Source organism: Paraburkholderia sabiae (assembly GCF_030412785.1).
Taxonomy (GTDB): Bacteria; Pseudomonadota; Gammaproteobacteria; order Burkholderiales; family Burkholderiaceae; genus Paraburkholderia; species Paraburkholderia sabiae.
In genome coordinates this window covers 79,519-97,447 of record NZ_CP125297.1, presented here as the reverse complement: position 1 = coordinate 97,447, position 17,929 = coordinate 79,519, and the positions used below count along the sequence as shown (strand labels likewise).

Here is a 17,929-nt window from a genome sequence, read left to right as displayed (position 1 = left end):
GGCAAAGCAGGCACGCTATACGCTCGGATTTACGCTGGAAGCGATTCCGCAGCGATTCCGCTGATAAAGAGCAGCCAAGAGCGTGGCGGCGGTGGAGGCGCTTGACACGCCGGTCCAATCGATTTTCCAACCAGTCACGAAGGAACGCATTTGTTGCGGTGTGGTTGCCGCCCGATGGCGGACAGCGAACATGTCGACTAACGGAACGGCCTCGTCGCGATATTCTTGCAGGGATTGAGCACCGCAAGTATCCGGTCGAGACGAGTCCTAGCGGCTCAAGGAGGCAAGCGAATGCGCCGGGCGTGGGTCCGCCAGCACCGGCCTTGTTGCTTTCCGGCGCCGTCACGGCTGACGTCCGTCGTGCCGGACGACTGGACGCCATAGCAGGCGCCGGTCTTATATGAACTGGCCCTACCGTATCAACAGGAAGGGGTCATCACAGCCTATTTATTGCCGACGCTGTCGCCATTTATATGCGGTTCAGTTCAGCCCTCAGCAGCATTCGTTTAGTGACGCCACACTTTCATGCCAGACTCTGAATTGCAGTGTACGCGCTGGCCTGTTCGAGCAGCCATACCCTGAAGAGTTCTAGCGGCTTGCCATGGCTGAGTTCAGTCGGATAGACAAGGTAGTAGGCTGAATCAACCGCGGAGGCCACTTCGAATGGGATCTCAAGGCCCTGTTGTTTCAGGTGCCTATCGACAAAAAATTTCGGAACCAGTGCGATGCCCAGTCCCGCCGCTGCAGCGGCAATCAGCATCGTGTGCAACTCGTAGCGCACGCCTTGCATCGTCGAATTGTCCTCGACGCCCAGATCGAAAAACCAGCGCGTCCATGCGTCGGGGCGAGTCGTCGAGTGAAGAAGCGGATAGTTGAGCAACTCGTGTGCGTTTTTTATCGGTCTGGATAGCAGCGACGACGCGCAGATGGGAACGACTTCCTCTCCAAACAGATAATCCGCGGATGTGCCGGGCCAGGTGGGTTTGCCGTAGTGGATGGCCGCCTCGAAGTGCGATTCCTCGAAGTCGAACATGCCAGTCTGCACACCCATGTTGACCCGCACGTCGGGCGTTCGATCGTTGAAGTCCTTCAGGCGGGGAATCAGCCAGTGCGAGGCAAATGTCGGAAGCACGGCAAGTTCGAGATAGCCGCCGCCGCTGCCGTGTGCAATGATCGAAAGCGTATCGCGATCCAGATTTTCCAGCGCCCGACGTACCTGCGTGCCGTAGAGCCGCCCGGCCCGCGTAAGAACGACGCGCTGTTTCGCCCGAACGAAGAGGCGCACGCCGAGATTCGATTCCAGCGTCGCTATTTGCCGCGACACCGCACTCTCAGTCAGAAACAGTTCCCTGGCCGCATGCGTGAAGCTCTCATGCCGCGCTGCGGCTTCAAAGGCGATCAGCGCACCCATGTTCGGAATCTTGAACTTGCGCATCTCGGTTCCAAAAACTCATCAAGTGACAATTTTATATCGCTTTACGCAATACGCAAGGGTTCCAATAATGCGAATCACGTCAGGATCGCCTTCAACTGGAAGGCAGAAGGATGACCCATTCCCGCCTTCGCGGCGGTCTGCTCTGAGAGATAAGCGATGCGCAATGCGAACGTAGAACGGCTGTTGACGAAGCTGCTCGGCCACGAAAAGACTCAATTCCTGTTTTCGACGCTGAATGTCCCGGCCATCCTGCAGGACTGGGAGGACGGTACCGTCACGCGTGCCGAACTGGCGCAAGCCATGAACATGGCGCTTTTCGAAGATCTGCTACAGCGCTCGCCGAACGGACGCACGTACACGCATGACGCCATCGCCAGCGGTGGCTCGGTGTACTTCGACCATGGGGCGCTGCGTACTGTCCGCTGGCCCCATAACGGAGCGCTGCCTCCGGGCGAAGGTGCTTTCACCCGAATCCTGCGTCCGCTGGGCTTCAAGCTGAATGGGCGCTACCCGTTGGAGAAGCTCGGCATGACGGGCCGCGCCTACGCGCACGAAGACGCGCCAGACGAAATCGCGCAGTTCTTTCTCAGTGAACTGCACCCCGAGCGCTTTTCGAAAGAATTTCAAACTGCCGTGACCAACGTCGTGAAGTCGTCGAAGGACCCGTTGACGCCGCTCGCGATTTCGCAACTGTCGGACCTTGAACGCGACGGCTCGCTGCCATTCGAGGCGGCTCACGAATTGCTGCCCGTCATCGTTGGCGCCTTCGCCCGTCAGCACGACATTCCAAGTGAAGCAGACTATGAAACGCTGCTGCTGGAGTCTGCTGAGATGGCGTGGATCTCAACAGAAGGCAATGCTTTCAATCATGCAACGGACCGCGTAGCCGATGTGTTCACATTGTCGGATGCCGAGAAGGCGAAAGGCCGGCCCATGAAGCCCGAAGTCGAGTGTTCGCGTTCGGGCCGCGTTTTCCAGACGGCGTACCGTGCCGATACGGTCAGGCGTGAGTTCAGGTCCGCCGACGGCAGGACCGTGACGCGTGAAGTGCCGGGCTCGTTCTATGAATTCATTACGCGCAAGCGCGCGTTCGATCAAAAGGAGCGCCGCTGGCAGACCGACCTGCGCTTCGACGCTGGCAACGCCACGGGAATCTTCAAGATGACCGCCAATGCAGCGAAGTAACGTGAAAGCCGCCACACCGTTCCAGGCCAGCAAGAGTCTGCTTCAGGAAGTCGAAGCGGAGCTTCGGAGGTCGATTCGAGGTGAAGTCCGCTTCGATTCCAGTTCGAAGGCCCTCTATGCTTCCGATGCGTCGAACTATCGGCAGATACCGCTAGGCGTTGTCGTGCCCGCCGACGTCAATGATCTCGTTGCAGCACTGGGCGCGTGCCGTCGCAAGGACGTTCCGTTTTTGACCCGCGGCGGTGGCACGTCGCAGAACGGGCAGTGCGTGAACGTGGCGGTGGTGGCTGACGCAAGCAAGTATGTGAACCGGGTCGTTTCAGTCGATCCGGAAAGCAGAACGGCAATCGTCGAGCCGGGCGTCGTGTGCGATACATTGCGCGACGCTGCGGAAAAGCACGGTCTCACGTTTGCGCCGGACCCGGCGACTCACAGCCGCTGCACGCTTGGGGGCATGATTGCCAACAACTCGTGCGGCGCGCATAGCGTCATGGCGGGCAAGACCGTCGAAAACGTCGAGGCGCTCGAAATCGTCACGTACGATGGCGCGCGCTTCTGGGTCGGGCCGACCACCGACGCCGAACTCGAAGACATCATCGTGCAAGGTGGTCGTCGCGGCGAGATCTACCGCAAGCTGCGCGATCTCCGCGATCGTTACGCGGACCGCATTCGGCACGAGTTCCCGCAAATCAGGCGGCGCGTATCGGGCTTCAACCTGGATCAGCTGCTGCCGGAGAACGGGTTCAACGTGGCACGTGCGCTGGTTGGAACGGAAGGAACTTGCGCCGTTACGCTTCAGGCGAAGGTCCGTCTCGTCCACAGCCCGTCATGCCGCGTGCTGCTTGTTCTCGGCTTTTGCGACATCTATACGGCAGCCGATGCGGTTCCTCATTTCAACCGCTTTTCGCCGATAGCGATCGAAGGTCTGGATCGCGGCATCATCCGGGGATTGCAGGTGCGCGGGTTGAAGGCCGAGGAGATCGCGTTGCTGCCCGCTGGCGATGCGTGGGTCGTGCTCGAATTCGGTGCGGACACCGTTGCCGACGCTATCCAGCAGGCCAACGATGCGCACGCCTGGTTTGCGGCGGGCGAGGGCGGTGCTGGTGTCACTGGCCTAGTCGTCGAAGATAAGGCGAAGCAGCAGAAAGTATGGTCGATCCGGGAGACAGGCGCCTCTGCTGTATCGCTATCAATCGATTCTTCAAAGCCTGACCCGATGGTTGGCTGGGAAGATGCGGCTGTCGATCCGCTGCGTCTCGGGGATTATCTGCGTAAATTTCAGGCACTCGTCGACCGCTATGGTTACGAGACGTGTCTCTACGGTCACTTCGGCGACGGCTGCGTTCACGCCCGTATCACCTTCGACGTCCGTACCGCTGAAGGCGTGCTGACGTGGCGAGACTTCCTGCGCGAGGCGGCGCAACTGGTTGTCGATTTCGGCGGTTCGCTCTCGGGCGAACACGGTGACGGTCAGGCGAAGGCGGAATTCCTGCCCATCATGTACGGCCCCGAAATCATGCAGGCGATGGAGGCTTTCAAGGCCATCTGGGACCCGGCGAACCGGTTGAATCCAGGCAAGGTCGTGAACGCCTATCGTGCGGATGAAAATCTGCGTATGGGGCTGTCGTACAAGCCGGTCAAGCTGACGACCCGATTGACGTTCGCGAGCCCTGAAGGGGATGGGCTGCAGCGCGCAGTCGAGCGCTGCATCGGGATGGGAAAGTGCCGGTCACTCGAAGGCGGCACGATGTGCCCGAGCTTCCGAGCCACGAGAGAAGAGAAGTACTCGACGCGTGGGCGTGCTCATCTGTTCTGGGAAATGCTTCAGGGCGAAGTCATCACGAATGGCTGGAGCAGCCATGAAGTGAAGGAAGCGCTGGACGCCTGTCTTGCCTGCAAGGGCTGCAAATCGGATTGCCCGACGCACACGGACATGGCGTCGTATAAGGCAGAGTTTCTTTCACACTATTACGAGAATCATCGTCGGCCGAGGCAGGCGATGTTCATGGGGAGGATCGGACAATGGGCGCCCGTGGCGAGTCGTTTTCCGTCGCTTACGAATTTCTTGATTTCTTCTCGTCCCTTGGCTCGTATCAGCAAATGGGTAGCGGGACTCGCGCCGCAGCGCAGGCTCCCGGTGTTCGCAGCGAAGGCGTTCCGGAGGATTGCGAAGGAGCGGCCGACGCAGACGCGCATCGCTTCGACGAGTAAGCCGCTCGGGAAGGTCATCCTCTGGGTCGATACGTTTAATGATCATTTTTCGCCTGATGTTGCGACCGCTGCATTTGAGGTGCTAAGTTGCATCGGCTACGAAGTGGTTTTGCCGCGAAAGCGGCTTTGCTGCGGTCGACCGTTGTACGACTTTGGTTTCCTCGATGAAGCGCGTGGGTTGCTCAAAACTGCTGTTGGTGAACTCGCAGAGGACATCTTGCACGGAGTTCCGGTTGTCGGACTTGAACCGGGTTGTCTCTCCGTCTTCAAGGACGAACTTTTAAAGCAGTTGCCAGATGAGCCGATGGCAAAGAAGCTCTCGGCCCAGACTTTCCTGTTCTCTGATTTTCTCGCGCTTACGGAATTCAAATGGCCGCGTCTCGATGCAGACGTCATTGTGCACGGACACTGTCATCAGAAGTCAATCTTTGGCATGAAGGGGGAGGCTGCGCTTCTCGATAAGCTCGGTGTCCGCTGGAAGCTACTCGATACTGGATGCTGCGGCATGGCAGGTGCATTTGGCTTTGATTCAAAGCACTACGAACTTTCTATTTTGATCGGGGAAGAAAAGCTTCTTCCGATCGTTCGCGAGGTGCCGGATTCAACGATTGTTGTGAGCAACGGGTTCAGCTGTCGTGAGCAGATTGTACAAGGTACGGGCAGGAAGTCTCTTCACATCGCTCAGCTCGCGCTAAATTCTTTGAGGCAGGAGGAGTCCGGTCGCCTCGGATCGCGTACGTCGAATCGCGGCAATCCGATGCGTGTTGCATAGCCAGACCTATTGCTCTGTTTCGTTGCTCGTCGGAACGCTAAGAATGCTTACAGGTGATCTTTCCCGTTTGATTACAGGTGATCGATGGAGAAGGCTAAGTGGGATTCGTGATGTCGTTGTCACTGAATCCGTCAGTGCTAAATGTGCTCAGCGTAAAATTATTTCGTATCAGAAACTTCAAAGGTATCGCCGTGAATGCATCGTACATCCTATCGGAACTCGCTATCTCGCATGCTGCTGAGGATGGTGACCTCGTTGTTCAATCTCCAATCGATGGTGAAATCATTGGTCGTGTGGCGAGCCAGACCATCGCTGATGTCGATGCTGCTCTGAGCAAAGCGCAGGAGGCATTTAAGATTTGGCGCAACACCCCGGCGCCTCGTCGCGGGGAATTGCTTCGACTGCTCGGCAATAAGTTGCGCGAGCAGAAACGCGCATTGGGTAGCATCATTACGCTTGAGACGGGAAAAATCCAGCAGGAAGCTCTGGGTGAAGTGCAAGAGATGATTGACATCTGCGACTTTGCCGTTGGGCTCTCCCGTCAATTGTATGGCCTCACGATCGCATCAGAACGCCCTGGTCACCGAATGGCTGAAAATTGGCACCCAATGGGCGTGTGCACCGTAATTTCCGCGTTCAACTTCCCTGCCGCGGTCTGGTCCTGGAACGCCGCTTTGGCCCTCGTCTGCGGTAACGCTGTTGTCTGGAAACCATCAGAAAAAACTCCAATCACGGCGATGGCAGTCGACCGGATACTGCAGGACGCGTTGAAAGAGTTCGGCGATGCACCGGCCGGCCTGACGGCGCTCATCAACGGCGGCCGCGATCTTGGTGCAAAACTAGTGTCCGATCCGCGGTCAAACATCGTCAGTGCGACTGGCAGTACCGAGATGGGCCGCGCCGTTGGCGTAGAAGTCGCTCGTCGATTCGGCCGTTCAATCCTAGAGTTGGGCGGAAATAATGCAGGAATTGTATCCAGAACTGCAAACATGGAACTGGCTCTGCGCGGCATCGTTTTCTCTGCAGTCGGTACCGCAGGGCAGCGTTGCACGACCTTGCGCCGCCTGTTCGTGAATGAGAATGTGTACGACAATGTAGTGCAACGGCTGAAAATACTTTATAGCAAAGTTGCGGTCGGCGACCCGCTCGAGCAAGGTACCCTTATTGGTCCGCTGATCGATGAGGCGTCGTTCATTCGCATGCAGGCTGCTCTCGAACAAGCGAAGCGTGAAGGCGGCAAGATCTTCGGCGGGGAGCGGGTCGCGGTCGCGGGTAAGGAAAACGGTTTTTACGTTCGTCCGGCCATTGTCGAGATGCCATCCCAGACCGAAGTTGTCCTAAAGGAGACATTTGCGCCGATTCTTTATGTCCTCAAGTACAGCGCGTTCGATGAGGCTATTGAATCGAACAACGCTGCCGTTCATGGGCTTTCGTCGTGTGTGTTTACCGGCGATCTGCATGAGAGCGAGCGATTCATGTCCGCGTCGGGCAGTGATTGTGGTATCGCCAACGTGAACATCGGACCGAGCGGGGCCGAAATTGGCGGCGCGTTTGGCGGAGAAAAGGAAACCGGTGGAGGACGTGAATCGGGCTCTGATGCATGGAAGGCCTACATGCGCCGTACCACGAACACGGTTAACTATTCGTCCGCGTTACCGCTTGCTCAAGGCGTCGACTTTTCCATCGAATAATCTCAGGCGGCGCACCATGTATCCTTTCACCGCTCCTTACGCTAGTCCCACGGGCTCGCCGATCCGCGAGTTGTTCAGGTATCTCGGCGAGCCTGGCATGATCTCGTTGGCAGGTGGTTATCCTGCAGTTGAGCAGTTTGACGCCGATGGCTTAAAGCGTGCGATGGACAGCGCTTGGAGCATGCCTGAGCGATGTTTGCAATATGGCCCGACAGACGGCTTGTGTGAACTCAAGGACGAGGTAATCGCGTTGATGCGCCGACGGGGCGCAATATGCTCGGCTGACGAGCTCCTCGTGACCACGGGTTCCCAGCAAGGCTTTGACTTGCTGTTGCGGATCCTGGTTGCGCCGGGCGACACTGTCCTGACAGAGCAACCAGCGTATCCGGCAACGTTGCAAGCCTTGCGCCTGCAGCAGGCGAACATTGTAACCGTGCCGGTCGATGAGTTCGGAATTGACACAGAACATCTCGCAAGTCTGCTCGATTCCGGCTCTGTGAAGGCGCCAAAGCTCCTCTATACAGTACCGACGTTCGCCAATCCGACGGGCGCCACGCTTTCACAGGAACGGCGTCTCGCCCTATTGCAACTATCGGCGAAGTATCGGTTCATCCTCATTGAAGATGAACCCTATGGCGACTTGCGCTTCACCGGTGAAGCGGTACCATCGCTGCTCTCCCTAAGCCAGGAGGTACCTGGTGCTCGCGAATGGGTCGTGTATTTTGGTAGCTTGTCGAAGATTGTCGCGCCAGGCCTGCGCATCGGATGGACTATCGGATCGAAGGAAATCGTGCGGCGTTGTATCGTAGCAAAGCAGACTATCGACCTTTGTAGTTCGCCGATGACACAAGCAATCGCCGCGGCATATCTTGCCCAAGGTTCGCTCGAAAACCACCTTCCACGAATTACGGCAGCGTATCAACGGAAATGTGAAGTGCTGTGTGATGAAATGAGTCGTTCACTAAAAGGTCTGATTTCGTATCATCGACCTCAAGGCGGCATGTTTGTTTGGGCTCGATGTGAGACGGGAAACTCGTCAATCCTTCTGCAGCACGCGATCGAGAGGAGGGTTTTGTTTGTACCGGGTCGTGCATTCTACGCGGATCGTATCGACAACGCGACCCTGAGATTGTCTTATACCGCGCCCACGATTTCAGAAATCAGGACGGGGATCCATCGCTTAGCGATGGCTATGGAAGCTTTGTCTGCCGGAGCCCCCAATAGAGAAAACGAATAGCCGACAAAGCGTTGTCACTGTTTGTCGCTTGGCATGCGCACCTCGCTGAATCAGTGCGCGGTGAGCGTTTGGGTAAACCGCTTCGCCGGCGTGGTTCCTAAACCGTTAGTTATAATTCGGACGCCGAATGAAATGGTTAGGCGAGGCGCGCTATTCTGCAATCGTGCTGCGGCGGGCCGTCGCCGTTGTCCGTTTCCCCGATCTGCGTTGCGCCCATACGGTGAATTTAGCGACACGGCGCTTCGGACCTTTGCGCGCGCTATCCAGCGATTGAACCGGTGAAGTTGCTGGCAGATCATATGGTGTGGGACATCGAGGCGCGTTTCGTAGTCAGTTCTGAAAGCACCTGCTTAGTGTCTGGGTCGGGGTAAAAATTTATTGACATATCTGGTATGCCAGGTAGCATAAGTATTGTGCGCCGGAAAGTTCGGCGTACGGCTTGATCGGTCCTCTTGGGCTCGAAAGCATACTGAAGATGGCTACCAATACAGAAGGAGACAGCATATGGCACCTCGGTGGAAAAAATTGCTTCTGTCCGTGACAGCGGCCGTTGGCTTGATCGCGTCGGCGTCGGCGCCGGCTGAGCAAATCAAGGATCGCGTTCTGCAGGAAGGTCGTATCACGATTGGTATGGAGAATTCTGCGCCGTGGGCGTATAAGACCGCGGATGGTACTGTTACCGGCGTCCACCCGGATCTGATCAGAGCGGTTTTGGAGCCGTTGGGAATTAAGCAATTCGACTTTGTTATCATTGATTTTGGTGCGCTGATCCCCAGTCTGCTTGCCAAGAAGATAGACGTCGTGGCGTCCGGTATGGGAATCACGCCAGCCCGTTGCAAGCAGGTTATATTCAGTGATCCTGATCTTGCTAGTACTGATGCGATTCTGGTGAAAAAAGGAAATCCGTTAAATATTCACAGCTACGAAGACATTGTCAAGAATCCAGGGATCCGGATGGGGGGCTATCGCGGTAGTTCCAATACGGAAAATGCCCTGGCCGCTGGCATCCCACAAGGGCAAATGCAATTGTTCCAGGACGTTGACGGTCTCAGTGCAATCCAGGCAGGCCGTATCGATGCCTTAACGCTTGGTGTGGCCACTGCCGAGCGAATGCTCAAACAGCCTTTGGTAAGTGAGCGCCTCGAACGTGCTACTCCTTTCAAAGGACACATATTAAAGAATGGGCGTGAGGCGGCCAATTATGGTGCCATGGTATTTCGACCTGAAGATACGCAATTGCGGGACGCCTACAATGCGAGCTTTGAAAAGCTAAGAGCGAATGGTACGGTAAAAAGAATTTTGGCGAAATATGGTTTTCAGGAGGCTCCGGATGGTTTGACCGCCAAGGATCTGTGCTCTCCTGATTACTATAAGTAAGAACCCCAAAATCAAGGAGGACGTTGAGGTGTCAAGTCAGAAAATGCCGGTACTGGGAATAGTGAAGTTGGATCGTCCGGAAATCGCTGGTAGTAAGTCGTCGCCGGATCTCTGCGAGCCGGAGGGAATGATGCCATTCTCAGTGGACGACCCAACGATGTGGCAGCAACCTCTACAGAAGGTGGTTGCTGAAGGCACCGGCGGCGGAGGCCTGGACGGGCCTACTGAAGATGCTGTGCGCGGCATCCTTGAAGCCGCGCAACGACTAGACGGCCGCAGCCAACTCATCATTGGGAACTGTGGATACATGTGGAGCGCACGTGGGCATCTCTACCGGAAACTGTCAACACCGGTAGTGACAAGTGCACTCGAGTTTGTTGACCTGGCCTTAAAGATTACCACCGCACCGGTCGGGATCATCACCTGGAACGCGGCAACACTTAAGCCCTTAATGCATGGGGTGAATGAGCTCGAGCGTCTTCGTTTCCTGACGGTGCGTGATCTCCCCGACTGGGCAAATTGGCCGCAAGATCCCTTCGCCTCGGCTACGCCCCGTCGCTGGACCAAAGAGCGGATGGCCCAACAACTCCAACAACGTGTCGCGGATGCGTTTCGGGAAGGCGGCAATTTCGAACAGGTTGGCATCATTGTGATCGAGTGTACGCTGGTGCCGGACTTCCGTGACGCGATTCGGGCGGTGACATCGGTCCCAATCATCGATCTGCTTTCGTTCGCTAAGGCGGCATTGGACTAGGCCGCACTGACTGTCTTGGTTGTGCGAGCCTTTTAACGTTCAATTTTACTGGAATCAATGCGATGGCTAGTCCTTCGACTTCAACAGTCAGTGTGCTTGCGCGCTATGTGTGTGATCTAAAGTCCACTGACATTTCCGACAAGACCAAGCGACATGCCGCCATGTGTGTGCTCGATACGCTTGCGGCAGCTGCGGCCGGGCTCCATGTATCCAGCGTCGTAGCGGCCCGCGAGGCCAGTATGACCTTATTCGGGAAGGGGGAGGTCCCGCTTTGGTTTGACGGGAGGCAAACGACGGCGGCAGGCGCCATTTTTGCTAATAGCTGCGCCGCCGCGGTGCTCGATATGGACGATGGTCATAGTGAGGCACGCGGACATCCGGCCGCGGCCGTCATTCCCGCGGTGCTTAATCTTGCCGCGGAAATCGGAGCGTCTGCGGACGAGGTGCTGAGCGCGATCGCGATCGGCTACGAGGTCGGGATCAGAATTAAAGCGGCGCGCGGCGACCACGGCCAAAAGGGATGGAATGGCCAGTCCGGAGTGTGGACCGGATTTTGTGTAGCTGTCGCGACGGGGTGGCTACTCAGGGCTTCGGAAGAACAAATCGCAAACAGCATCGCATTGGCCGGTGTCTACAGTCCCAATCTGGTTGCAACGTCATATACCAAGGAGCTCGGGGCAGATGTGAAGGAAGGCATTCCCTGGAGCGCCGTCGCGGGCTACAGTTCGATGATCCTCGCCAAGCTGGGACATGCTGGTTTCCGCGATACCCTCGATCATTCGCCGTTTTATGACTCGTCCGTCATCCTTCACGAGTTGGGGGCGGGTGAGATGAAGATTGTTGGAAACTATTTCAAGCCCTATGCAAACTGCCGCCATTTCCATGCGGCGCTCAAGGCGCTTGAAACGGTGATGGCGGAGCATGCCATCAAGCCGAGCGATATTACTTCGGTAAAGGTCTATATCTATGACTATGCGATGAGGCTGTCTAATGCGACGCAGCCCGAGAATCTGACAGATATCCAATATAGTATTCCTTACTGCATGGCTATTATGGCGATTTTGGGTGCTGATTCGTTGATGCCAATCGATGAGTCTTTGCTCGGTCGCCCGGAGCTTGTCTCTTTCGCAGAGAAGGTCGAAATCGTTCCCGATCCAGAATACAGCGCGATTTATCCGCGAATGACGCTCAACCGCATCGATGTCTTCACTGCGAACGGAACGTATTCATCACCGACGACGCGGCCGCCATGCGGCCCTTACGCACCGATGTCGATGCAGGAACTGGAGCGCAAGTTTCGAAACGCATCAAGCAAGGTTCTGGACGAGCGGCAGCAAGAAGACTTGCTTCGTGCGTTCAATCGGCTACTGAATGGTGAAATCGCACCCTTGCTCGAGGCAATTGCAAGACCAGCAGCGATCGGTGCATAGAGGTTAGCATCATAGATGCCGTAGACGGATAGGCGGCACCCTCGAATCTACCCGTGGGTCGCCGCCGCACCGGTCCGCTCCTTTTCGGGGTAACTTAGATCTTTGAATCAGCGAGTTGAATGTATGACAATGTCAGAAACTGGGCGAGCGCAAACGGTCGCGGCCGCGGCAAAGACCCTTGAGAGGCGCCCGTCGTTGGGTGTCATCAAGCTGGATAGCGATGGCTCAACGGAGCAGTCACCAGAGGTGATCGACGAGCGTACGGTGATGCCGTTCGCGGTAGATGATCCCGCCTGCTGGACCGTGCCATTGTGTAAGACGGTTGCCAAGGGCGCCGACGCAGTCGCGAATAAGGTACCGACTCCGGAGGCATCACGCGGCATCCTGGACGCGGCTCAGCGGCTCGATGGCCAAACCGACCTGATCATCGGCGGCTGCGGATATATGTGGGCCTCTCGCGAACATCTTTACGAGCAGACGTCGACCCCCGTGCTGACGAGCGCGCTCGAGTTTCTCGACCTCGCCCTGCGCATGACCAAGCTTCCGGTCGGAATCATCACTTGGGACGCTGTGCCGCTCATGCCTTTGCTGAAAGATCATCGCGGCTTCGAACGGCTTCGTTTCGTGAGCATCCGCGATTTGCCCGACTTTCAGAAATGGGTCTTGGACCCATGCGGTAGACAAGTGCCATGCGGATGGAGCAAGGAGTTGATTGCGCAACAATTGAGCGAGCGTTTGGGGGAGGCCTTCGGCAAGAATGGAGTCTTCAACGATGTCGGCGTGTTGGTGCTCGAATGTACTTTGATGCCCGACTTCCGGGACACCATCCGTGGGCTAACACGCATTCCAATACTCGACCTTTTGAGTTTCGCCAAAGCGGTGCTTCAATAGTCGAGCGCGCGAGACATTGCGTGATCGACAGTGATAAGGAGACGTACCTGAGAAGCACCGACCGAGATTGCGTTGAGGGCGGTAGCTACACGCAGGTAGCAGGAGCTGCTTGGTGCGACGTGCGCGTGCGCGAGGACCGTGCGCATTGGCATAAATGTGTGTACGTTGGGAAGACTGACATAAATTCAGGAATGCTGATTGCGTGGGAACCAGTTTTGGAGAAGCGAATTTCGTGACGGTCGAAGACTCGCCGCCATCATCGAATTGTATAGAGGGTCGCGGGTGATTGACGCACTTGAACGTGATAGCTCAATGAAGGATCGGTATGGCCGACGAAGCTTACAAAAGGCGTCTGTACGGATCTGCCGCTGAAGTGTGAAGTCCTCTGAAGTGCGAAGTCTCCGCGAGATTGAATCGGATCCTGAAGGCTGCCCGCTCAGTGTCGCTACGAGCGGGCCACTAGGCCTTCGAGATGGTTGAGCCGGAAAGTTCTAATACTATCGAGGAATTTGTGGCGACTGTAGGAGCGAGGTTGCGAAGTATGGTTGAAGATTGGCTGGCCCCTGATCCCGAAAGAGGGATCCGAGTCAGCCATTTTGGACGATCCGCTACGAGACGTTATGTTCGCGTAGTCGCGGACAACCGAACCGGGCCTAGAGGGATGTTCTTCTTTCGTCACTCAGACGGGAAATGGTGCATCTTTCCACCCGATCCGGAGCGACCGGCTATGCACGCATCGAGAGCACCGGAATTTTGTCTCTTTGCGGCAAGCGTCGGCCAGGTAGGCTGATGGACGGCCGCTTGAATATGATCGAGTTGGAGACATTTGCTGCGGTGGTCGAATATCGCAGCTTCGCTCAAGCGGCGGCGGCGCTGAATATATCCTCTGCAGCAGTGACACGCCGGGTCAAGCGGCTCGAACAGTCGATCGGGGCGATGCTCCTGTTGCGCGAACCGGCCGTGCCGCCGACGAAAGCGGGCGAAGAAGTCTCTCGTCATTTCATGACTGTCCGGCTGCACGAGGATGACCTGCTTCGGCGTGTTACGCCGGGGAGAGCGACGACAACAGCGCTTGCGCTTGCCGTCAATGCTGATTCACTTGCCACCTGGTTCGAGCCGGTGACGCGCGAGCTGGCGCAACACCATGTGGCGCTCCAGATCGTCGTGGACGATCAGGACCATACGCTCGAGGCACTCGCGCGCGGCGACGTCAAGGGCTTTCTGTCCACGCTGCCGGAACCGGTGGTCGATCGTTTCGTGGCCGCGCCGGTTGGACAGATGCGCTATCAGTGTGTCGCCACACCGGGATTCGCGCGCGAACATTTTGCGGGTGGCCTGACCTTGCCGGGCGCGCTCGAGGCCACCGCCATCCTGTTTGACCGGAAGGATGCCCTGCACGATGCATTTTTCGCGTCGCATTTCGGCGTGACGGTCGGCCGGTACCCGCGGCACTATTTTCCTTCGCCGGTGGCGTTGCTCAATGCGATCCTGGACAATCTCGGCTATGGGCTGGTGCCCGCGTTGCAGGCGGAGCCGCTGATCGGCAGCGGCAGACTGGTTGCGCTCGCGCCCGGACATGATCTGCTGATCGATCTGTACTGGCATCACTGGGAGCATGAGCCCGAGCCGCTCGCGACGATTAGCGCACTGGTCATGGCGGCGGCGCGGCGAAGCCTGGTTCAGCGGGTCCAGAGGGATGAGGAAACCCGTTGAAGGGGACTTGTGGCGCTACGGTGATGTGTTCGCCGGTCGGACGCGAATGCTCAGCCGGCAGGCATCCTGGGGTTCTGGTCCGAAAGGGTGCATCACAAAGGGACGACATTACGGCTTCGCGAAAGGTGCGATGACAAGCCAGTGCGCGGTGCCGGGAAGCCGCTGCCGCGTCGACGAGTTGCGCACTCGATCTGCTGCCATGGCCGATGGTCGACTGGAAGTTCGGCCCCGTCGAGCCGAAGCCGCTGTCGCGCGTCGAGATATTCTCGGGCGCGAACCTTCACAAAGGAGGAGGACGTTTTATGGCGATTTCAGGCATGTCGTTGAGAAGCATGGTCGACGACTGGTTGGCACCCGACCCGGAGAGAGGATTTCGGGTCAGCCATTACGGGCGATCCGGGGCGGGACGTTATGTTTGCGTCGTCGCAGACAATGGGAGCGGATCGAAGGCGATGTTCTTTTTTCGGCACCGGGACGGCAGATGGTGCATTTATCCACCCGGTCCAGAGCGGCCATGCAGGTAAAGTCTCGTGTACGGAAGCTAGTGGTGCAGGCGTCCAGGTCTGAAAAGGTACCGGCAGGCCTGTGAAGGAAATCAGCCCGTGGCTATCCCCATCCGCTGGATACCAATTACGGTTTTCTGTCACGGTGAGTTCTGCAACGGATTACGCGCCGGTCTTGACCACCGAGCGCCCGGACAGGACGACCATTGACCCGCGCCAATGCCGGACGGCTGCGTGGCGTTGATGTTCCCGTGTCAGACGCGCTCGAAGAGCAGGGGGAAAGTGGACGATGCTCGAGGCACTCGCGCGTCCACGCAACCGGAACCGGTGGTCGACTGTTTTGTGGCCGCGCCGTTCGGGCAGATGCGCTGTCAGTGTGTCGCCACGCGCGCGAATATTTCGCTGGTGGCCTGACTAGACGGCGTCAAGCAGCACGGCCGGTCAGCGACAAATGGAATGAACGCCCCCACCTACCAGGTGGGTGACGCCGAAGAGGCGGACCCTCACGGGCCGACGGCATCAAAGTGCCCAAATGGAAGATCATTGAGGTCTTCACAGGCTAACCGGAGGGTCCGAAATGAAGTATACGACGGTCGGGGTGGACATCGCGAAGAACGTCTTCCAGCTTCACTGGGTGGATGCCGGCACAGGCGAGATTGTGAACAAGCAACTGAAGCGCGCCGCATTCCTCGAGCATTTTGCGAATCGCGAGCCTTGCGTCATCGGAATGGAGGCCTGCGGCGGTGCCCAGCATTGGGCACGGCGATTGATGGAGATGGGCCATCAGGTCAAGCTGATGCCGGCGAAGTTCGTCAAGGCTTTCAATATCGGCAACAAGAACGATCCTGCAGATGCTCGTGCGATCTGGATGGCCACGCAGATGCCGAGCAAGCCCGTCGCTGTGAAGACCGAAGCCCAGCAGGCTGTATTGGCGCTGCATCGGTTGCGGCAGCAGAAGATCAAGTTCCGCACGATGCAGATGAACAGTCTGCGAGGCTTGCTGACAGAGTACGGTGAGGTGATGGCCAAGAGTCGCGCCGCGCTGGATAAAGCGATTCCCGGGGTGCTGGCGAGGCTGGCCGAGCGTCTACCGGCGATGCTGATCGACTCGTTACGCGAACTTTGGAATGACCTTGATCGACTCGACAAACAGATCGCTGACATTGAGCGAAGTTTGCACACATGGATGAAAGAGGACAAGGCATGCAAGGCGATTGCCGCGATCCCCGGCGTTGGCCTGCTGACGGCGACGGCCACTGTCGCCACGATGGGTGACGCCAAGGCGTTCAGGTCCGGACGGGAGTTTGCCGCGTGGCTCGGTCTCGTACCAAAGCAGATCGGCACTGGCGGGAAGATCCAGCTATTGGGTATCAGCCGGCGCGGCGACACGTATGTGCGGACGTTACTGATCCACGGAGCACGCAGCGTGCTCTTCCACGGCAAGCACGCCGGGTCGTGGGCTGAGCAGTTGCAGAAACGGCGACCATCCAACGTGGTGACTGTAGCACTTGCCAACAAGATGGCCCGAACAATCTGGGCGGTTCTCGCACATGGCACGCCATACAACCAGGGGCACGTCAGTGCACAACCGGCTTGATCAGTTGAACCATATGGAAGATTGAAGCTTGCAGGATGACGTCGAAAGGTTGCGTTGGCAATCGAGCGTGATGACAAGACAGGTCGGACCTGAACTCGCTAAGCCTGAAAGATAATTTGAGCGCGTAGCTCGTGCGACAAATGAGGAGCGAGTCAGCGGATTTCATCGAGGCCCGCAGCGTATGAGGCTGCAATGAGGCCGCATATAAAGCTGCAACCTATCCTGTCGATGCAAAGCGCAAGAAAACCTGGCGCATCGGGGGCGTTCATATAAACTACCTTGGCCGGTCGACGGGTGTAGTTGTCGCTGGTTAAGAGGCCATAGTTGTCGCTCCTTCGTCGTAGTTGTCGCTGGGTAATTGTCGTCGGCGCACGTTCTGTTTGTCGCTGGCCTTACGGCGGCGATAGCTCTCAACGTTGAGCTCGAAGATCGTCGAGTGATGCACGAGCCGGTCGATTGCGGCGATGGTCATGCCGGGGTCGGGGAAGACATCGTTCCAGCCCGAGAATGGCTGGTTGGCTGTGATCAGAAGGCTTTTGCGCTCATACCGCTCGGCGATCAGTTCGAACAGCACGCTGGTTTCGGCCTGGTCCTTGCGCGCGTACGACAGATCATCAAGTAACGTTGTGCAAAACGTTACTGGACTTGTACTAAACCGCTGACGCGGTAGTGGGAGGTGGGCACAGGTCTATGACTGACGTTTCATGAAGTGGGTCGTCTGGCGCTGAACCCCAGCGAGGCGGTGACCGGTATCACCAGGAGCAGTATGTGAACGCCCGGTTGGGCATTCCACCCACTGCTTCCAGGAGGCTCGCCATGACGCCACTGCGCCAACGCATGCTGCATGACATGCAGATCCGCAACCTTGCAGATAATACCCAGAAGTCCTATCTGATTCAGGTATCCAGTTTCGCCCGACACTTCCGCCCCATGCGCGCTAGTTGCCACCGCACCTGTTTCCGTACACGTTCGCCTTTCCTGACGAGGCCAACGCGGCTGCACTCGTGCCTTCGACCCACTGGCGCACCAGCGTACTCCAGAATGGCGGGTGATTTGCCGGTTCACGCGCACATTCCCGCTTTCTTTACAGGTGATGCTTCCCACTCTCGCCAGAAGTCCCGGTCTGATCGCCC

The 17,929-nt window shown here is 57.4% G+C and carries 11 protein-coding genes and 3 pseudogenes; 12 read left to right on the top strand and 2 right to left on the bottom strand.

Annotation, left to right across the window (positions count from 1 at the left end):
* Nucleotides 1-523: 523 nt before the first annotated feature.
* Entirely contained in the window at nt 524-1,435 is a 912-nt protein-coding gene (locus QEN71_RS40195; RefSeq protein ID WP_201661846.1) for a LysR substrate-binding domain-containing protein, read from the bottom strand.
* 156 nt (nt 1,436-1,591) lie between these two features.
* On the opposite strand from QEN71_RS40195, the gene QEN71_RS40190 reads away from it, so the two are divergent.
* From QEN71_RS40190 to QEN71_RS40140, 11 genes and pseudogenes are all read left to right on the top strand, one after another.
* The gene (locus QEN71_RS40190; RefSeq protein WP_201661844.1) at nt 1,592-2,620 is read left to right on the top strand and encodes a DUF1338 domain-containing protein; all 1,029 of its coding nucleotides are present in this window, start codon (nt 1,592-1,594) and stop codon (nt 2,618-2,620) included.
* Between the two features lies 1 nt (nt 2,621).
* Entirely contained in the window at nt 2,622-5,603 is a 2,982-nt protein-coding gene (locus QEN71_RS40185; protein WP_233472169.1) for an FAD-binding and (Fe-S)-binding domain-containing protein, read from the top strand.
* A gap of 191 nt (nt 5,604-5,794) precedes the next feature.
* Entirely contained in the window at nt 5,795-7,294 is a 1,500-nt protein-coding gene (amaB, locus tag QEN71_RS40180) for an L-piperidine-6-carboxylate dehydrogenase (protein ID WP_201661864.1), read from the top strand.
* Nucleotides 7,295-7,310: 16 nt separating this feature from the next.
* On the top strand, nt 7,311-8,531 hold the full coding sequence (locus QEN71_RS40175; protein WP_201661840.1) for an aminotransferase-like domain-containing protein: 1,221 nt from the start codon (nt 7,311-7,313) through the stop codon (nt 8,529-8,531).
* 504 nt (nt 8,532-9,035) lie between these two features.
* Complete coding sequence (gene ehuB, locus QEN71_RS40170; RefSeq protein ID WP_201661838.1) at nt 9,036-9,908, top strand: ectoine/hydroxyectoine ABC transporter substrate-binding protein EhuB; 873 nt, start codon at nt 9,036-9,038, stop codon at nt 9,906-9,908.
* Between the two features lie 28 nt (nt 9,909-9,936).
* Nucleotides 9,937-10,662, top strand: a complete 726-nt coding sequence (locus tag QEN71_RS40165) for an aspartate/glutamate racemase family protein (protein WP_201661836.1) — start codon at nt 9,937-9,939, stop codon at nt 10,660-10,662.
* A gap of 62 nt (nt 10,663-10,724) precedes the next feature.
* Nucleotides 10,725-12,092 (top strand): MmgE/PrpD family protein, encoded by a 1,368-nt coding sequence (locus tag QEN71_RS40160; RefSeq protein WP_201661834.1) that lies wholly within the window; start codon nt 10,725-10,727, stop codon nt 12,090-12,092.
* A 195-nt stretch (nt 12,093-12,287) separates the two neighbouring features.
* Entirely contained in the window at nt 12,288-12,983 is a 696-nt protein-coding gene (locus QEN71_RS40155) for an aspartate/glutamate racemase family protein (RefSeq protein ID WP_233472168.1), read from the top strand.
* Nucleotides 12,984-13,772: 789 nt separating this feature from the next.
* Nucleotides 13,773-14,696 (top strand): HTH-type transcriptional regulator ArgP, encoded by a 924-nt coding sequence (locus tag QEN71_RS40145; RefSeq protein ID WP_201661859.1) that lies wholly within the window; start codon nt 13,773-13,775, stop codon nt 14,694-14,696.
* A gap of 812 nt (nt 14,697-15,508) precedes the next feature.
* Nucleotides 15,509-15,615: pseudogene (locus QEN71_RS44885) on the top strand (HTH-type transcriptional regulator ArgP); the annotation flags it as partial.
* A gap of 161 nt (nt 15,616-15,776) precedes the next feature.
* Complete coding sequence (locus QEN71_RS40140) at nt 15,777-16,796, top strand: IS110 family RNA-guided transposase (protein ID WP_201661832.1); 1,020 nt, start codon at nt 15,777-15,779, stop codon at nt 16,794-16,796.
* A 310-nt stretch (nt 16,797-17,106) separates the two neighbouring features.
* Here the strand turns inward: QEN71_RS40140 and QEN71_RS40135 are convergent.
* Nucleotides 17,107-17,430 (bottom strand): annotated as a pseudogene (locus tag QEN71_RS40135) (ATP-binding protein); the annotation flags it as partial.
* 182 nt (nt 17,431-17,612) lie between these two features.
* Here QEN71_RS40135 and QEN71_RS40130 point away from each other — a divergent pair.
* A pseudogene (locus QEN71_RS40130) lies at nt 17,613-17,721 on the top strand (integrase); the annotation flags it as partial.
* Between the last annotated feature and the right edge of the window lie 208 nt (nt 17,722-17,929).